General features: G+C 74.3%; 15 protein-coding genes. 8 read left to right on the top strand and 7 right to left on the bottom strand.

All coding sequences use genetic code 11. The features are described from left to right. Nucleotides 1–387 precede the first annotated feature (387 nt). From panB to OHA86_RS27680, 5 genes are all read left to right on the top strand, one after another. Entirely contained in the window at nt 388–1272 is an 885-nt protein-coding gene (gene panB / locus OHA86_RS27700) for a 3-methyl-2-oxobutanoate hydroxymethyltransferase (protein WP_329179506.1), read from the top strand. 303 nt (nt 1273–1575) lie between these two features. Then, a complete protein-coding gene (locus tag OHA86_RS27695) occupies nt 1576–2067 on the top strand; it encodes a sigma-70 family RNA polymerase sigma factor (RefSeq protein WP_443054110.1) in 492 nt (163 codons plus the stop codon). Next, the gene (locus OHA86_RS27690; protein ID WP_329179503.1) at nt 2064–2750 is read left to right on the top strand and encodes a zf-HC2 domain-containing protein; all 687 of its coding nucleotides are present in this window, start codon (nt 2064–2066) and stop codon (nt 2748–2750) included. The genes OHA86_RS27695 and OHA86_RS27690 overlap by 4 nt, the downstream gene beginning before the upstream one ends. Nucleotides 2751–2855: 105 nt before the next feature. Continuing rightward, nucleotides 2856–3890, top strand: a complete 1035-nt coding sequence (locus OHA86_RS27685; protein WP_329179501.1) for an ATP-binding cassette domain-containing protein — start codon at nt 2856–2858, stop codon at nt 3888–3890. After that, complete coding sequence (locus tag OHA86_RS27680; protein ID WP_329179499.1) at nt 3887–4720, top strand: ABC transporter permease; 834 nt, start codon at nt 3887–3889, stop codon at nt 4718–4720. Before OHA86_RS27685 ends, OHA86_RS27680 begins: the two co-directional genes overlap by 4 nt. Nucleotides 4721–4735: 15 nt before the next feature. Here the strand turns inward: OHA86_RS27680 and OHA86_RS27675 are convergent, their stop codons facing one another. Then, nucleotides 4736–8113 carry a BTAD domain-containing putative transcriptional regulator gene (locus tag OHA86_RS27675; protein ID WP_329179497.1) on the bottom strand — a complete coding sequence of 1126 codons (3378 nt, stop codon included), beginning with the start codon at nt 8111–8113 and terminating at the stop codon, nt 4736–4738. A 572-nt stretch (nt 8114–8685) separates the two neighbouring features. On the opposite strand from OHA86_RS27675, the gene OHA86_RS27670 reads away from it, so the two are divergent. Next, entirely contained in the window at nt 8686–9465 is a 780-nt protein-coding gene (locus OHA86_RS27670; RefSeq protein ID WP_329179495.1) for a site-2 protease family protein, read from the top strand. 25 nt (nt 9466–9490) lie between these two features. On the opposite strand, the gene OHA86_RS27665 is transcribed toward OHA86_RS27670, so the two are convergent. Further along, nucleotides 9491–9670, bottom strand: coding sequence for a hypothetical protein (locus OHA86_RS27665; RefSeq protein WP_329179493.1), 180 nt, complete (start codon nt 9668–9670; stop codon nt 9491–9493). Between the two features lie 139 nt (nt 9671–9809). Here OHA86_RS27665 and OHA86_RS27660 point away from each other — a divergent pair, with 139 nt between their 5' ends. After that, a complete protein-coding gene (locus OHA86_RS27660) occupies nt 9810–10751 on the top strand; it encodes an NADP-dependent oxidoreductase (RefSeq protein WP_329179491.1) in 942 nt (313 codons plus the stop codon). 483 nt (nt 10752–11234) lie between these two features. On the opposite strand, the gene npdG is transcribed toward OHA86_RS27660, so the two are convergent. The 5 genes from npdG to OHA86_RS27635 all read right to left on the bottom strand — a co-directional run bounded on the left by npdG (nt 11235) and on the right by OHA86_RS27635 (nt 16195). Further along, a complete protein-coding gene (gene npdG / locus OHA86_RS27655) occupies nt 11235–11954 on the bottom strand; it encodes an NADPH-dependent F420 reductase (RefSeq protein ID WP_329179489.1) in 720 nt (239 codons plus the stop codon). Nucleotides 11955–12093: 139 nt separating this feature from the next. Further along, nucleotides 12094–12963: a dimethylargininase gene (gene ddaH / locus OHA86_RS27650; protein WP_443071903.1), complete on the bottom strand. Its 870-nt coding sequence runs from the start codon at nt 12961–12963 to the stop codon at nt 12094–12096. Between the two features lie 135 nt (nt 12964–13098). Next, nucleotides 13099–13914, bottom strand: a complete 816-nt coding sequence (locus OHA86_RS27645) for a heme ABC transporter ATP-binding protein (protein ID WP_329179487.1) — start codon at nt 13912–13914, stop codon at nt 13099–13101. Continuing rightward, nucleotides 13911–14975, bottom strand: a complete 1065-nt coding sequence (locus OHA86_RS27640; protein WP_329179486.1) for a FecCD family ABC transporter permease — start codon at nt 14973–14975, stop codon at nt 13911–13913. The genes OHA86_RS27645 and OHA86_RS27640 overlap by 4 nt, the downstream gene beginning before the upstream one ends. A 164-nt stretch (nt 14976–15139) precedes the next feature. Further along, a complete protein-coding gene (locus tag OHA86_RS27635) occupies nt 15140–16195 on the bottom strand; it encodes a heme/hemin ABC transporter substrate-binding protein (protein WP_329179485.1) in 1056 nt (351 codons plus the stop codon). Between the two features lie 113 nt (nt 16196–16308). On the opposite strand from OHA86_RS27635, the gene OHA86_RS27630 reads away from it, so the two are divergent. Beyond that, nucleotides 16309–17946: an HtaA domain-containing protein gene (locus OHA86_RS27630; RefSeq protein WP_329179483.1), complete on the top strand. Its 1638-nt coding sequence runs from the start codon at nt 16309–16311 to the stop codon at nt 17944–17946. The last annotated feature ends 28 nt before the right edge of the window (nt 17947–17974 follow it).

The raw sequence follows: 17974 nt of genomic DNA, 5'->3' as shown, positions 1-17974 counted from the left end.
GGCCGAGCGCGCCGTTCCCCGCGCCCCCTGTGGGGCACCCCTTGGCGGAGGGGGACCGCACAGCCGCTGGACCTCACCGTCGCGCGGTACGCGGCCCTCTTCGGGCCGGCCGGCAGCCCCGGTGTCTCGGCCGCCGCGCTCGCCCGCGCCGACCTGCTGGCCGTACGGATCGAGGGCCGTGTCGCCGCGGAGTTCAGCCCCGCGGAACGCGCCGCTCAAGAGCCTGCCGGCCCGGGCCGCCGAGGCCGCGGGCGCCCCGGCCGACGGGAATTAGTGCCGTACGGCACAGCACCCGCGCTCTTTGCGCCGCCCGCGTGCCGTGTCAGCATGGAAGGGATCCGGGGACGCCGTCAGGGCGCCTCGAGATGACATGAGGGAGCTGTCACCATGACGCAACTTCCGGCTGCCCAGAAGTCCCCCGCGGGCGGCGACGCGAGCACGGACAACCCCAAGGCGCTCTACGGCGGCACCAGCACCCGCCGGGTCACCGTGCGCGACCTGGCCCTCGCCAAGGAGCGGGGCGAGCGGTGGCCCATGCTCACCGCGTACGACGCGATGACCGCGTCCGTCTTCGACGAGGCCGGTATCCCGGTGCTGCTGGTCGGCGACTCGATGGGCAACTGCCACCTCGGCTTCGACAGCACGGTGCCGGTCACGATGGACCACATGACGATGCTGGCCGCGGCGGTCGTCCGCGGTACGAGCCGGGCGCTGGTCGTCGGCGACCTGACCTTCGGGTCGTACCAGGAAGGCGCCGTGCAGGCGCTGCGCAGCGCCACCCGGCTGGTCAAGGAGGCCGGGGTCGGGGCGGTCAAGCTGGAGGGCGGCGAGCGGTCGCTGCCGCAGACCGAGGCCATCGTTCAGGCCGGTATCCCGGTGATGGCGCACCTCGGGCTGACCCCGCAGTCGGTCGGCACGCTGGGCCACCGCGTGCAGGGCCGCGGCGAGGAGGCCGCGCAGCAGCTGATCAGGGACGCGAAGGGGGCGCAGAACGCCGGCGCCTTCGCCGTGGTGCTCGAACTGGTGCCGGCCGAGGTGGCGGCCGAGGTCACGCGCTCACTGCACATCCCGGTGATCGGGATCGGGGCCGGGCCCGACACCGACGCGCAGGTGCTGGTGTGGACGGACATGGTCGGCCTGACCGGCGGGAAGGTGCCGCGCTTCACCAAGCAGTACCTGAACCTGCGGCAGACCCTCGGGGACGCGGCCAAGGCCTTCGCGGGCGAGGTCGTCGGCGGCGCCTTCCCGGCCGAGGAGCACACCTTCCACTAGGTCCTGTCACGACACTTCCGGGTTTTTCCGAAGTGCCGTGCGCTCCATTTGAGACAGACCGCCGCCGGATCCGTACGGGTCGGTGAGCCGCCTCCCCCGAGGCGGCCACCGACCCGTACGGGAAGCCACCATGTCCTTCACGCTCCACCGCGCCGCGGCGCCGGCGGGCTCCGGCGGCCGCTGATGTCCGGGCCGGCTACAGGCGAACTCGACCGGGCGCGCCGGGTAGGGCAGGATGCGCCCGTGGACGGACCACCCCTCGGACCTTCGGAGCCCGCCGGCGCGGCCCCGGAGGAAGAGCTGATGCGGGCGCTGTACCGCGAGCACGCGGGCGCGCTCTACGCGTACGTGCTCCGGCTCGTCGCCGGCGACCGGTTCCTGGCCGAGGACATCGTGCAGGAGACGCTGCTGCGGGCCTGGAAGAGCGCGTCCCGGCTGGACCCCGCGGCCAGGTCGCTGCGGCCCTGGCTGATCACGGTCGCCCGGCGGATCGTCATCGACGGCCACCGCAGCCGCCAGGCCCGCCCGCCCGAGACGTCGCCCGCGGCGCTCGACCAGCTGCCGGCCAACGACGAGATGGAACGCTCGCTGCGGCTGATGACGATCTCGGACGCGCTCCAGGACCTCTCCGAGGCGCACCGGGAGGCGCTGATCGCCACGTACTTCGGCGGCCGTACGGTCAATGAGGCGGCCGAGGAACTGGGGCTGCCGCCCGGGACCGTACGCTCCAGGGTGTTCTACGCGCTGCGCGCCCTGCGGAACGCGCTGGAGGAGAGAGGGGTGACCACCTCATGAACCCGCATATGGACGTGGGCGCCTATCTGCTCGGCGTGCTGGACGACGACGAGATGGAGCGCTTCGAGGCGCACCTGGTCGACTGCGAGCTGTGCGGGAACGAGCTGGACGAGCTGAGCGGTGTCGTGCCGGTGCTCGAGGAGCTGCGGGTCGACGGGCTGGGCGTCGCCGAAATGCCCAGCGGCGACGCGATGCTCGACCGGCTGCTGGTACAGGTCTCCGGCGAGCGCCGGGCGGCCCACCGGCGGCGCCGGCTGATCGCGATCGCCGCCGCCGCGGTGCTCGTCATGGGCGGCTCCACGATCGCCGTACTGGCGGCCAGGGACGGCGGCCACGGCTCCGCCGCGGCAGCCCAGCGCTTCGGCACCGACCAGCACACCGCCTCCAACCCGGCGACCGGTGTCTCGGCGGTCGTCGCCCTCACCGACCGGGGCTGGGGCAGCGTGGTCGATCTCCGCCTCAGCGGCGTCCGCGGCCCGCTGACCTGCAGCCTTGTCGCTTTCGCGATCGACGGGAACGGCCAGACGGTGGCGACGTGGTCCGTGCCGACCGAGGGCTACGGCACCAATACGCAGCCGGATCCGCTCACCGTCCACGGAGCGGCGGGGCTGCACGCCTCGGCCATCACCCGCTTCGAGGTCCGCACCGAATCCGGCACGCTCCTGCTCACCGTCCCGACCTGACCTCCACGGGGTACGGGGGTCCCGCGGTTCCCCTGACACCGCACCGACACGGCGCGTCGGTGGGATGTCGGCGCCGTGTCGGAGGGGCCCGGCATCGTAGGGGGCATGACGACGCGACTGAGTGACAACGGCGGAGGCGCCGCCGTCGAGGTGCGGGGGCTGGTAAAGCACTACGGCCAGACCAAGGCACTCGACGGGGTCGACCTCGATGTACGGCAGGGAACGGTGCTCGGAGTGCTCGGGCCCAACGGTGCCGGGAAGACCACCCTGGTCAGGGTGCTGTCCACGCTGATAAAGCCCGACGCGGGCAGCGCGCGGGTGGCGGGCTACGACGTGCTGCGGCAGCCCCGGCAGCTGCGGCGGGTGATCGGCCTCACCGGCCAGTACGCCTCGGTGGACGAGAAGCTGTCCGGCCGGGAGAACCTGTACATGATCGGGCGGCTGCTGGACCTGCCGGGCAAGGAGGCCAAGGCCCGGGCGGACGAACTGCTGGAGCGGTTCTCGCTGACCGAGGCGGCCAAGCGGCCCGCGATGCAGTATTCGGGCGGCATGCGCCGCCGCCTCGACCTGGCGGCGAGCATGATCGGGCACCCGTCGGTGCTGTATCTGGACGAGCCGACCACCGGCCTGGACCCGCGCACCCGCAACGAGGTGTGGGAAGAGGTCCAGCGGATGGTCGCCGAGGGCGCCACCGTCCTGCTGACCACGCAGTACATGGAGGAGGCCGAGCAGCTGGCCAGCGAGCTGACGGTGATCGACCGCGGCAAGGTGATCGCAAACGGCCGGGTGGCGGAGCTCAAGGCGAAGGTCGGCGGCCGGACGCTGCAGATCAGCCCGAGCGACCCCGGCCAGCTCGGCGCGATGGCCGCGGCGATCGGCGAGGCGGGCCTCGACGGGATCGGCGGGGTGCAGACCGACCAGGCGTCCGGCACGGTCTCGGTGCCGATCCTCACCGACGCGCAACTGACCGCGGTGGTCGGCCTGCTGGCCGCCCGCGGGTACGGCATCGCGCACATCGGCACCCATCTGCCCAGCCTGGACGAGGTGTTCCTGGCGATCACCGGCAAGAAGGCCGCCGCCGAGCCGGCGGACACCGACACGGACGCGCACGCGAACGACAAGGAAGAGGTGACGGTATGACCACGGCCACGGCCACGTTCGACCGGCCGGCGGCGGCCACCGCGGACGACGAGGGCCGGATCGGCCTGCGGGCCAACCTGCGGCACATCGGTGCCCTCGCCCGCCGCAACATGCTCCAGATCAAGCAGGACCCGGAGTCGATGTTCGACGTCCTGCTGATGCCGATCATCTTCACCCTGCTGTTCGTGTACGTCTTCGGCGGCGCGGTGTCCGGCAAGGGCAACCAGCAGGAGTACGTGAACTACGTGGTGCCCGGCCTGATGGCCATGATGGGCATGAACATCGCGATGGCGGTCGGCACCGGCATCAACGACGACTTCAAGAAGGGGGTCATGGACCGGTTCCGTACGATGCCCATCGCACGGTCCTCGGTACTGATCGCCAAGATCGTCGTGGAGCTGGGCCGGATGATGATCGCCACGGTGATCCTGCTGGGCGTGGGCTTCGCGCTCGGCCTGACGATCCACACCGATGTGCTGCACCTGCTCGGCTCCGTCGCCCTGTCGGCCGTCTTCGGCGCCTCACTGATGTGGATCTTCATCCTGCTGGGTCTGACCATGAAAACGCCGCAGGCGGTTCAGGGGGTCGCCATGCTCGTGCTGATGCCGTTGCAGTTCGGCAGCTCGATCTTCGCCAAGCCCACCACGATGCCGGGCTGGCTGGAGGGGTTCACCAAGGTCAACCCGCTGTCCAACCTGGCGGACGCGGCCCGCGCCATGATCAACGGCGGCCCTGTCGCCCACTCGGTGTGGATCACGCTGGCCTGGTCGGTGGGCATCACCGCGGTGACCGCGCCGCTGGCGGTGGCCCGCTTCCGCAAGAAGACCTGACGGTCCCCGCCCGCCTCAGTCCACGTCGCGCATCAGGGCGACGGCCTCGTCCACACCGAGGCCGTCGCCTTCGGCGTATCCGGCTGCGTACCCGTCCTCACCGAGCAGCGCGAGCAACCTGGCCTTGGAGCGGGCCAGTTCGTCCGCCTCGGCGGGCGGGACGGCGGACGGGCGGAGCCGGTCGTGGGCGTTCACCAGGGTCGCGGCCCGGCGGGCGCGGCGCTCGCCGATACCGTCGGGGCCGCCCCGCTCGGCCAGCAGCACCAGCAGTTCGATCGCGCCGGGCGCCAGCAGGATGCCGAGCCGCGGGGTGATCACGCTGGCCAGCGGGTGCTCGGCCAGCGTGGCCAGGCCGTCCTGGAGCATGCCGAGGCCCGCTTCGGGCTCGCCGAGTATGCCGATCAGATAGCCCTTCAGACCCAGCAGCATGCCGAGCACGAAGCCGGGCTGCCCGTTGGCCGCGGCGCCCTGCGCCATCGTCTCCTCGACCAGGACCAGCGCCTCGGCGGCCTGCCCGGTGTGGCTGAGCGCGCCGGCGAGCAGGATCTTGCCGAAGAAGGCGGCGCCGTCGTTGTCGGTGCCGAACCGCTCGGCGTCGTTCACCCCCTCCCAGAGCTTGCGCATGCCCTCCTCGACGTGGCCGGCGTTGACCAGGGCGTCGCCCAAACGCACGGTGAGGACCGGTATGCGCTGGTGGGAGCCGATCTTGCGAGCCAGTTCCATGCCCCGGACACAGCACGCGGCCGAGTGGTCCCAGTCGCCCGCGTTGCTCGCGGCCTCGGCCTCCGCCGACAGCGTCTCGGCCGTGCCCCACTCGTCGCCGAGCCGCTCGAAGATCCGGCGGCTCTCACCGATGTCCCGGATCGACTCCGCGAGGCGCTCTGCCACATCGTTGTTGACCTTGGCCCGCAGCTGGAGCGCGAACGCCAGCTCCCAGTCGCGGTGATGGCGCCGACAGGCCTCCACCGTGTCGCTGACAAGGGCCTGCAACTGATCGAACCTGCCGCTGAAGAAGGCGCCGAAGGGGCGCATGATGCCCGGCAGCCGGGCCGACTGCGGCAGGTGCGGCGGGTAGTTGGCGATCAGCGACTCCCCGGCCCTGGCCAGGGACGGGTCCGTCCACCACTCCGTCTCGCCCTCGGCGGCGGTCAGTTCGATCACCCGCACCCAGCGGCGGGCCTCCAGCAGCCGAGGTCCCGTCAGCGGCGGCGGGTCGTCCAGCGGCCCGCGCTCCACCGGCTCCAGGTCCGGCGGCAGGGTGAAGGGGTCGTCGCCCATGGCGGCCACCCGCTTGGGCCAGTAGCGGCGCTCCGAGATGTAGTTGCGCACCTCCCAGAACCAGGCGCAGCCCAGCACCAGCATCAGCGCTTCCTGCTCGTCCCCGGCGTCCACCGCCCGGCGCAGCGCGGCCCGCAGATTCTCGTGCTCGCGCTCCAGCCGGTCGAACCAGACCAGTTGGCCCGCTTGGCGCAGCAACGGGTCGGCGGTGCGGGCGTATTCGCGGAAGTACGTCAGGTGCCGCCGCTCGACCGCGGCCCGCTCCCCCGACTCGTCCAGCCGCTCGGCGGCGTATTCGGAGATCGTCTCCAGCATCCGGTAGCGCTCGCTGTCCGCGGTCAGCTCAGCGAGCACCAGCGACTTGTCGACCAGCGAGGCCAGCAGCGGGGCGGCGTCGGCGGGGCCGATCGGCGGCCGCGGCCCGGCCCCGGCGGGATGAGCCGGCGGCGGGTCGGCGCATATCGCCTCGGCCGCCTCCAGGGTCCAGCCGCCGCGGAAGACCGCCAGCCGCCGCAGCAGCGTCCGCTCGGCCGGGTCGAGCAGGTCCCAGGACCAGTCCACGACGGCCCGCAGGGTCTGCTGGCGGGGCAGCAGCGTACGGCTGCCGCCGGTGAGCAGCCGGAAGCGGTCGTCGAGCCGGTCGGCGAGCCCGCGCGGCGACAGGCTGCGCAGCCGGGCCGCGGCCAGCTCGATGGCCAGCGGCAGTCCGTCGAGGCGGTGGCACAGTTCGGCGCAGGCGACCGGGTCGTCGTCCACCGAGAAGCCGGGCCGGGCCGCGGCGCCCCGGTCGGCCAGCAGCCGCAGCGCGGTGGGGTCGGGCAGCGGGTCCAGCGGGCGTACCAACTCCCCCGGCACGCCGAGCGGTTCGCGGCTGGTGGCCAGCACCGCCAGGCCCGGGCAGTCGGCGAGCAGCTGCTCGGCCAGCTTGGCCGCCGCGTCGATCACATGCTCGCAGTTGTCCAGTACGAGCAGTATCTCGCGGGTCGCCAGGTGGTCGGCGAGGCGGCGCATGGGGTCTTTGGCCTTGGTCTCCACCGCGATGGCCGCCTCGGCCGCGCCGCCGTGCAGCAGGGTGTCGCGCAGCCCGAGCGAGCTGATCACGGCCTCGGGGAGGGTGCGGGGGTCGCTGACCGGGGCCAGTTCGGCGTACCAGACGCCGTCCGGCCAGCGCCCGGCGACGAGGTCGCCGGCCTCCTGCGACAGCCGGGTCTTGCCGGTGCCGCCGGGTCCGGTGATCGTCACCAGCCGGGCGCGGGACAAGTCGGCTCCCACCGCCGCGAGTTCGGCCTCCCGGCCGACGAAGCTGGTCAACCGGGCACGGGCGTTGCCGCCGGGCCTGCCGGGTGCGCCGCCGCTGCCGGGCCGCAGCGGGGCGGGCGGCTGCGGCGGATCCTGCCGGGGGTTGAGCAACTCGGCGTGCAGCGCGCGCAGTTCCGGGCTCGGGTCGGTGCCGAGTTCGTCGGCCAGGGCCCGGCGCACCACGTCGTACGCCGCCAGGGCGTCGGCCGTGCGGCCCGCCGCACGCAGCGCGCGGATGTGCAGGGCGTGCAGCGGCTCGTCCAGCGGGTGGTCGGCGGCCAGCTCCGCCAGCTCGGGCAGCACATGTGCCGCCCGGCCGAGGTCCAGCTCCGCCGTCAGCCGCAGCCGCCGGGTGTCCAGCCGCAGGGCCTCGCTGCGTACGGCCGCGGTGCCGCGGTCGGGCAGGTCGGCCAGGGCGGGGCCGCGCCACAGGGCGAGCGCGTCGGCCAGCAGCCCGGCCGCCTTCACCGGGTCGCCGTCGGCCAGCGCCCGCGCGCCCTCGTCGGCGAGCCGCTGGAAACGGTAGAGGTCGATGTCGTCGCGTTCCGCCGCGAGCCGGTAGCCGCCCTCGACGGAGCCGACCGCGTCGTGCCCGATGGCCTTGCGCAGCCGTCCGACCAGGGCTTGCAGCGCCCCGGTCGCGCCGGCCGGCGGGTCCCCGTCCCACACCTCGTCGATCAGGACGTCCGCGGTCACCACCCGGCCGGGCCGCAGCGCGAGCGCCGTCAGCAGCGCGCGGAGCCGGCCGCCCGCGAGGGCGACCGGCTCCGCGTCGTCCCGCAGGGCCTGGGTGGTGCCGAGAATCGTGTATCGCACGGGCCCATTCTTACGGAGTTGCCACCGGCCTGCGGCCCGCGCCTCACCTCTCTCCCGGGGCGCCGCCCTCCCGACCCGCGATGCCCCGACCTCGCCCTGCGGGAGGGAGCGCCCTCCCGACCCGCGATGGGCAGGCCTCGCCCTGCGGGAGGGGCGCGCGGGGAACGGCGCGAGCAACCCACCACCCACCGTCACGTACGAACGCACCGCACACCCCCAGGGGCGCGGGGAACCGCGCCACCAGCCCACCACCGGAGGCGCGGGTCGCCACCGGCCCAAAGGGGCAGATCGGTCCGCCCCGGACCACCGGCCGGTGGCCGGCTGAGCGCGCAGTTCCCCGCGCCCCCGGTAGGCACCCCCCTGCCGAAGGGAACCGCACACCCCCACGCCCGGGGAGGGCGTACCCCAGCCGCAAGGGGAACCGCACCATTCCGCGCCCGGGGGAGGCGCAACCGGCGACGCAACGGCACCCCCTTCACGCCCGCGCCAGCGGGATGGCGAGGTCATGGGATGATCGGGCGCCCGGGGGCGCACCATTGGCACCCCACGACCGCTGGAAGCTGGAGCACTCCATGAGCGTGACGCCGATTCGCCAAGCCCGCCGCGGCGGTGAGCGCATCAGCCCCGTCTTCCTCGGCATCGCGGCGGTCATGGCCGTGTCCGGCTGGGCGGTATGGACCGGCTTCGCCTCGGACGCCGGCTTCGCGGTCTTCCTGTTCGTCGTGTCCGGCTGGGTCGTCTCGCTGTGCCTGCACGAGTACGCCCACGCCCGTACCGCCCTGCACAGCGGCGACATCACCATCGGCGACAAGGGCTACCTCACCCTCAACCCGCTGAAGTACACCAACGCCGCGCTCTCCGTCGTCCTCCCGGTGATCTTCGTGATCATGGGCGGTATCGGCCTGCCCGGCGGCGCCGTCTTCATCGAGCGGGGCCGCATCCACGGCCGGTGGCGGCACAGCCTCATCTCGGCCGCGGGCCCGCTGACGAACGTGCTGTTCGCCGTCGCGCTGATGCTGCCCTTCACCCTGCACGTGGACAGCTGGCCGCCGACTTTCCTGTCCGCCCTGAGCTTCCTGGCGTTCCTCCAGGTCAGCGCGGCCTTCCTGAACCTGCTGCCGATCCCGGGCCTGGACGGCTACGGCGTCTGGGAGCCCTGGCTCCCGTACAGCTTCCGCCGCCAGGTGGAGCCCTTCGCGCCCTTCGGGCTGATCGCCACCTTCGGGGTGCTGTACATCCCCTCGGTCAACGAGAAGTTCTTCGACGGCGTCTACCACGTGATGGGCTGGTTCAACGTGCCGGACGAGTTCGCGAACTACGGCTACTGGCTCTTCCGCTTCTGGAGCCACTGACCTGGCGGCCGGCGGGCCGGTCGCGTCACGCGGCGGCGCGGGCCTCCGCCTTGGCCTTGCGGCGGTAGAACCACCACATGTTGCTGGACGCGCCCGCGAGCAGCACCCACACCACGCCGAGCCAGTTGCCGTTCACGAAGGACACGACGGCGGCGGTGACGGCGAGTACGCACACGACGAGTGCGTAGAGGGCGAGGCGGGGCATGGGGTGGACGGCTCCTGTCCTGACACGTACGGGCTGCGTACGCCCATTGTCCCCCATGGCCCGCGGTGGGGAGGCGGGCGGCCCGCGGAGCCGGTTGACTGGACGCGGCAGCGCCACCCCCGTCTGGAGAGGACGTCCTGTGGACACCACCATGCACGCGGTACGCGGTCACCGCCGCGGCGGTCCCGAGGTATTGGCGTACGAGGTCGCACCGCGCCCGGTGCCGGGGGACGGCGACGTCCTGGTCGAGGTGCGGTCGGCGTCGATCACCGCGGGCGAGCTGGACTGGGACGCCACCTGGACCGACAGCCTCGCGCCCGGCGGCGCGTCCCGGCTGCCGGTGATCCCGGCGAAGGAGGTGGCGGGGGTGGTGGTCGCGGTGGGCCCGAACGCCGACGGTCCCGGCGTGGGCGACGAGGTCTTCGGGCTGATCCCCTTCACCCGGGACGGCGCCGCCGCGGAATTCACCGCGGTGCCGGCCGCGGTGCTCGCCGCGAAACCGGCGGGGCTCGGCTTCGACGAGGCCGCCGCCCTGAGCCTGGCGGGGCTGACCGCCTGGCAGGGCCTGGTGCGGCACGGCAACCTGCGGAGCGGTCAGCGCGTCCTGGTCCACGGTGCCGCGGGCGGCGTCGGGTCGCTCGCCGTACAGGTCGCGGTGGCGCTCGGCGCGGAAGTGATCGGCACGGCGGGGGCGCGGCACCTGGACTTCGTACGCGAACTGGGCGCCGAGCGGGTCATCGACCACCGGGCGGAACGCTTCGAGGACCTGGTCGACGAGGTGGACATCGTCTTCGACGCGGTCGGCGGTGAGGTGCAGCGGCGCTCGTGGGGGGTGCTGCGGGACAGCGGGGTGCTGGTGAGCATCGTCTCCCCTCCGCATCCGGACGCAGCCGTCCCTCGCGGGGTCTTCTTCGTCGTGGAGCCGGACCGTGCCGGGCTGACCGAGCTGTCCCGCCTGGTCGAGGCGGGGCGGCTGCGCGTGCCGGTCGATCAGGTGGTGCCGCTGTCCACGGCGTCTGCGGCGTACGCCGCGCTTGAGCGTCGGGGCCGACGCGGCAAACTCGTCCTCCACGTCGCCTGATCCCGCCCCGGGGGCCGGCCCGCTACGCCGAACGGGCCGCAGGCCCGAAAGGGCGCGGGGAACGGCGCGCCCAGCCCTCCACCCACCGTCGTACGCGGACGGATCGCACGCCCCCAGCGGCGCGAGCAACCCACCATCCACCGTCACGTGCGGACGGACCGCACCACCCCAGGGGCGCGGGGAACTGCGCCACCAGCCCACCACCGGAGGCGCGGGTCGCCACCGGACGAAAGGTCTCTTCGGTCCGTCCCGGACCACCGGCCGGTGGTGGGTTGCGCGCGCCGTTCCCCGCGCCCCCGGGTTGGGCACCCCCTGGCGCAGAGGCACCCCCAGGCCCGCGCCAGCGGGAGGGCACCCCCTTGCCGAAGGGAACCGCACACCCCCCGCGCCCGGGGAAGGCGTACCCCTGCCGCAAAGGGAGCCGCACCACCCCAGCGCCCGGGGAAAGCGCGCCCCGCCGACGCGGGCGGCACCCTGGAGGGGTCAGAGGTCGGTCAGGCGGAGGCCCGCGTGGGATTTGTAGCGGCGGTTGACCGAGATGAGGTTGGCCACGAGGGACTCGACCTGGTGGGCGTTACGCAGGCGGCCTGCGAAAACGCCGCGCATGCCGGGAATGCGGCCGGCCAGCGCCTGGACGACCTCCGCGTCGGCGCGGGATTCGCCGAGCACCATCACGTCGGTGTCGATCTCCTCGATCTCCGGGTTCTGCAGCAGCACCGCCGAGAGGTGGTGGAACGCGGCCGTGACGCGGGAGTCGGGCAGCAGCGCCGCGGCCTGCTGGGCCGCGCTGCCCTCGTCGGGTGTCAGCGCGTACGCCCCCTGCTTGTCGAAGCCGAGCGGGTTGACGCAGTCCACGACGAGCTTGCCGGCCAGCTCCTCGCGCAGCGACTCCAGGGTCTTGGCGTGGCCTTCCCACGGCACCGCGACGATCACCACGTCGCTGCGCCGCGCGCACTCCGCGTTGTCGGCGCCCTCGACACCGTGCCCCAGCTCCGCGGCGGCGGACTGCGCGCGCTCCGCGTTGCGCGAGCCGATGATCACCTGCTGGCCGGCCCTGGCCAGCCGGTAGGCCAGGCCCCGGCCCTGGTCGCCGGTGCCGCCGAGGACTCCGACCACCAGGCCGGACACGTCGGGCAGCTGCCAGGGGTCCTTGGCCGGGGCTTTGGCGGGGGGCGCGGTCCTGCTGTCGTCAGCGTGAGTCATGACGGCGATCCTGCCAGGTGCGGGGCGCCGCGAGGCCGGGTGCCCCGCCCGGGGTGGCGGGGATCACCCGGCGGGGTGCGGGCGTCAGCGGACCCGGGCGCAAGCGGCGTGACCGCCGAGCGCCGCCGCGGGCGTACCGTCAGGCGGCCGGCGCCGGACGCAGCTCCATCGTGCAGCACTTGACGCTGCCGCCGGCCTTGTGGAATTCCGACATGTCCACGCCGACCGGCGCGTAACCGCGTTCCCGCAGCGGGGCGAAGAGTCCCGTCGCCTCGCGCGGCAGCAGCACGTTCAGGCCGTCGCTGACGGCGTTGAGGCCGAAGACGGCCGCGTCCTCCGCGGTGGCGAGCACCGCGCCGGGGAAGAGCCGGGCGAGCACGGCCTGCGAGCCGGGCGAGAAGGCGCCGGGGTAGTACATGATCTCGTCGGCGGTGTCGTCGAGCACGGCCAGCGCGGTGTCCAGGTGGTAATACCGCGGGTCGGTCAGTTCCAGGCTGATCACCGGCCGCCCGAAGAACTCCTGTGCCTCGTCGTGCGCGAGCGGGCTGCTGCGGAAGCCCTGCCCGGCCAGCAGCCAGGACGAGGTGACGGCGAAGTCGCCCTCGGCCTCGTTGACGTGCTCCGGCTCCCGTACGTCCGCGAATTCGGCCGCGCGGGCCAGGAACCACGCGAGGTGCGCCGGGGCCTCGGCGGCCCGCTCCGGGTTGGCGAACCGCGCGCCCAGCACCCGCCCGTCGACCACGGTGGCGCCGTTCGCCGCGAAGACCATGTCGGGCAGTCCCTCGACCGGGTCGAGCAGCTCGACGGTGTGGCCGAGCGAGCGGTAGCGGTCGCGCAGGTCTTCCCACTGGAAGAGCGCGAGCACCGGGTCCACCGGTTTGTCCGGGTCCATCCACGGGTTGATGGAGTACGCCACACGGAAGTGCGCCGGGGGACACATCAGATACCGGCGGGGTGTCGCAGTGCGCAAAGAGGGCTCCTCGTGGTGGTGAGTGTGCCTGGGGTGCACGGGGGGCCGTCCCCCGCCGAACGGTCGGCCCGGCCGGGAACGTACTACCAGGATTGTGCGCCCGATCGCCGTATTCGGCGCCGGACTTCACGCAGAAGTAACTGCGCACCGCAGTTAGTGCGGCCGTGCTCCCGGTCAGCGCTCGGGCAGCACGAGCGGGAGACCGGTGCGGGGGTGCGGGAACACCTCCACCGGATGGCGGTAGACCGCGCTGAGCAGGTCCGCCGTCAGCACGTCCGCCGGCGGGCCGTCCGCCGCAATACGGCCGTCGGCGAGCACCGCCACCCGGTCGGCGTGTGCGGCGGCGAGCCCGAGGTCGTGCAGGACGATCACGACCGCGCGCCCGCGGCCGGCCTGCCCTCGGCAGATCCGCAGCACCAGCTCCTGGTGGTGCAGATCCAGCGCGGCGGTGGGTTCGTCGAGCAGCAGCAGCGCCGCCCGCTGGGCCAGCACCCGGGCCAGCGCCACCCGGGCGCGCTCGCCGCCGGACAGCGCGGGGAAGGGCCGGTCGGCGAAGCCGGCCGTCTCGGTGGCCGCCATCGCCTCGGCCACCGCGGGCTCGTCCTCGTCGGCGAGCGCGGTGCCCGCCCAGGGCGCCCGCCCCATCCGTACGACGTCGCCCGCGGTGAAGGGGAAGGCCAGCGGCGCGGACTGCGGCAGGACGGCCCGGCGCAGGGCGAGTTGCCGCGCCGACCAGTCGCCGACCGGCGCCCCGCCGACCAGGACGCCGCCGCCCGCGGCGGGCACGTCCCCGGCCAGCGCGCCGAGCAGGGTGGACTTGCCCGCGCCGTTCGGGCCGACCAGGGCGAGCACCTGGCCCGCGGCCACGTCGAGGCCGACGCCGTCGAGCACCGGCCGGGACCCGAGCCGTACCCGCAGGCCGTCGGCGCGGGCCAGCACGTCGCCGGCGCGCGGCGGCGCGGGAAGCACGGTACGGCCGGGGCGCCTCATGCCCAACCCCCCTGCCGGCTGCGGGTCCTGCGCAGCAGCCAGAAGAAGAACGGGCTGCCGACCAGCGCGGTCAGTACGCCGAGCGGCAGTTCCGCGGGCGCGGCCAGCGTACGGGCGGCGAGGTCGGCCGCGACCAGCACCAGGGCGCCGCCGAGCGCGCTGCCCGGCACCAGGAAGCGGTGGCCGGGTCCCGCCGCCATCCGCAGCAGATGCGGGACGACCAGGCCGACGAAGGCCACGATCCCGGCGACGGCGACGGCCGCGGCGGTGAGCAGCGCCACGACTAGTACCAGCGTGATCCGCATCCGTTCGACGTCCACCCCGAGGTGGCCCGCCTGGCGCTCGCCGAGTGCCAGCAGGTCGAGCCGGCGGGCGAAGAAGGGCGCGACGGCCAGCCCGGCGGCGGCGCAGGGCAGCACCGCGAGCACCTTCGGCCAGCCGGCCTGGGCGAGCGAGCCGAGCTGCCAGAAGGTGATCTGGGTGAGCTGGGAATTGTCCGCGTAGAAGACGAACAGGCCGATCAGGGCGCCGGCGAAGGCGTTCACGGCGATGCCGGTGAGGACCAGGGTGACCACTTCGGTACGGCCGCCGGACCGGGACAGGCCGTAGACGGCCAGGACGGTCAGCAGCCCGGCGGCGAAGGCGCACACCGTCACCGTCCAGGTCCCCGCGAAGGACAGCCCGAGCGCGATCGACCCGACGGCGCCGACCGCGGCGCCCGACGAGATCCCGATGACGCCGGGTTCGGCCAGCGGATTGCCGAACACCCCCTGCATCAGCGCCCCCGCGCACCCCAGCGACCCGCCGACCAGCAGCGCGAGCACCACTCGCGGCAGCCGTACGTCCCACAGCACGGATTCGGCGACCCGGTCCAGCCGGTGCCCGCCGAGCCCGGCCCGGTGGGCGGCCGACGCGAGGACGTCGCCCGCGGGTATGTGGTAGGCCCCGGTCCCGGCGGAGACCAGGCAGAGGGCGACCAGCGCCACGCCCAGGGCGACGGTCAGGACGGTGACGCGGGCGGCGGGGCGCGGCCCCTTCGCTTCGGGGCTCGGCTCGTTCATTCCGGGGCTCGGCTCCTTCGCTTCGGAGCGTGACGCCATCGTCCCGGGGCTCAGCTCCTTCACCTCAGGGCGTGACGCCGTCGCTTCGAGCTTCGGTGCCGTCGCCTCGGGACTCGGGGCCGCCTCTTCGGAGTGCCGGGCCGCCGGCTCGGAGTGCCGGGCCGTCACTTCGGGGTGCCGTGGATGCCGGCGGCCAGGTCGCGCAGGACCAGGTCGGTGCGGGGGCCGAAGTTGAGCAGGGTGCCGTCGTCGATCGCGACGACCTTGCGGTCCAGGCCCGCGGGGGTCTGGGCGACGCCCGGCACCTTCTCCAGGCCGGACACGCCGCCGACCGACTCAAGTCCCTTGGCCATCACCAGGATCACGTCGGGGGCCGCCTTGACCAGGGCCTCGCTGGTGATCGGGGTGAAGTCCTTGTCCAGGCCCGAGGCAACTCCCGCGTCGACGCCGCCGGCCGCCTCGATGAGCGAGTCCGCGCCCGAGCCCCGGCCGCCGATCAGGTAGACGGACGCGGTGCCGCGCAGGTAGAGGAACGCGACCCGCGGCTTGCGCGTACCGGCGGGAACCGCCTTCCGTACGGCGGCGATCCGCTGGTCGGTGCGTGCCCGCAGCCGGTCGCCCGCGGCCGGCACGCCGAGCGCCGCGGCGACCGCGTCGATCCGCGGGCCGACGTCGGCGAGCGAGGTCGCGGCGGGCAGGACCACCAGCGGCACCCCGGCCTTCCTGATCTGCGCGATGGCCTCGGCGGGCCCGGTGGTGGACTCGGCCAGGACCAGGGTGGGACGCAGCGACAGCACGCCCTCGGCGGACACGTCGTGCGCCCGGGTCACCAGCGGCAGCCTGGCGGCCTGCGGGAAGGTCGCGGTGATGTCGCGCGCCACGACCTGCCGGCCGAGCCCGAGGGTGAAGACGATCTCGGACAGCCCGCCGGTGAGCGGCACGATCCGGTCGTCGCTCGCGACGGTCACGTCGTGGCCGTCCGCCGACCGTACGGTGGCCGGCAAGGCGGGGGCCGGTGCGCCGCCGGCCAGCGGCTCGATCGTGTCGGCGGGCGCCGCCGACGCCGTGGGCGCGCCCGCCGCCCCGCCTCCCCCGCCGCCGCAGGCGCTCAGGGCGAGCAGCACGACGAGTACGGCCGCGAGCAGGGCCGCGGGCGTACGGCCCGAGGAGCCGTCAGGTCGTCTGCGCCATCTCGCGGATGCCGCCTCCGGTGCGTTCACTGCCCACCCTGCCCTTCGCCGATACCGCCGGAACCGCCGGGCGGATGCTTCCCGCCACTGGTCAGATAGCTTAGGTTAGCCTTACCTAAATCAACCAGCCCGGAGGGGGTCGGATGCCGTCGCTCCGCCATGCCCGCGTACGGTCCGCCGCACTTGCGGCGACCGTGGCCGCCGTCCTGTGCGCACTGCTCGTACCGGCCGCCGCCACCGCCCATGCCGCTCCCGGCCGCACCGCGACCGTGTCCGGCGGGCGGCTCGACTGGGGCATCAAGGCGTCCTTCCAGAGCTACGTCACCGGCCCGATCGCGCACGGCAGTTGGAACCTGACCGGCAGCGCGGACACGGTCGGCAGCGAGCAGTTCCGCTTCCCGTCCGCGCGCGGCTCGTACGACCCGGCGGCCGGCGCGCTCAGCGCCGCCTTCGCCGGCGGCGTGCACTTCGTCGGGCACCGGCAGAGCAACGGGGCCTACCAGCTCGACCTCACGATCTCCCGCCCCGCCGTCCGGATCTCGGGCCGCACCGGCACCCTCTACGCCGACATGGCCAGCAAGGACAAGGACACCGGCAAGGTCACCACCGCGTCCGGGGTGCCGCTGGCGAGTCTCGCGCTCGGCGGCGTCGACACCCGGGGCGTGACCGGGCCGCGCTTCGCCCTCACCGGCGTCCCGGCCACCCTCACCGCCCAGGGCGCCCGCGCCTTCGCCGGCTACTACACGGCGGGCACCGCGCTCGACCCGGTCAGCCTCTCGGTCGACCTGCACACCCCGTCGCCGTCCGCGTCCGCCCCCGCCGCGAAGCCGTCGGCCGGGCCGTCCGCGCCGGCCGGCACCGTGCCCGGCACGGTCATGGACGCCGCGGTCGACTGGGGCGTACGGCGTACCTTCCGCGAATACGTCAGCGGTGACATCGCCAAGGGCCGCTGGGAGCTGGCGGACGGGGCGCGGGAGGGCGGCGCCCTCTTCCGCTTCGGCGCGGGGCAGGGCACGTACGACCCCGCCAAGCACACGCTGGACGCCCGCTTCGCCGGCAGCGTGCGCTTCCTCGGCATGCGCGCGGGCGACGGCACGTACGGCCTCGACCTGACGATCGGCACGGTCCGCGTGGCGGTCACCGGCGGCAAGGGCACGCTCTACGCGGACGGGGTGCCCTTCGTCACCTTCCCGGCCGCGCTCACCCCGAAGGCCGGCCTGATCGCGGTCACCGAGGCCCCGGCGACGCTGACCCCGCAGGGCGCGGCGGCCTTCAAGGGCCTCTACACGGCGGGCACTCCGATGGACCCGCTGACCCTCTCGGTCGCCCTCGACAAGACGGCGGCCCTGCCCGCGCTGCCCGACATCGGCTCGGCGCCGACCACACCCGCACCCGCTCCGACGCCGACCACCACGGCTGCGGCGGCCCGCCCGGCCGTACGCGCGCAGGACGTCGCCGCCGACTCCGACGGCCCGTCCGGCGCGCTCGTCCGGGGCGCGGCGGCGGTGGTGCTGGCGGCTGCGGTGGCGGGCGCGCTGGCCGTACGCCGTCACCGTCGCCGTACGGTCGCGGCTGCCCCGGCCACGGAGCCCGGCCCGGACGCCGCCCCGGCACCGGACGCGGACGCCACCGACCTGGGGCCGGACGCCGGCCCCGGCCCCGACGCGGACACCCGCCCGCACGCCGGCACCGGCCCGGACCCGGCCCCCCGCCCGAACCCCGGCACTCCTCCCGGGCGGGAATCCGGCACCCACACCTCAGCGGGCGACGGTGACGACTGACGCGCTGTCACGCGCCGGCCTCGCCGCC

Origin of the sequence: Streptomyces sp. NBC_01477 (assembly GCF_036227245.1) — a bacterium.
Classification (GTDB): Bacteria; Actinomycetota; Actinomycetes; order Streptomycetales; family Streptomycetaceae; genus Actinacidiphila.
The sequence above is the reverse complement of the archived record's forward strand: the minus strand, read 5'-3'. Positions and strand labels throughout refer to the sequence as shown.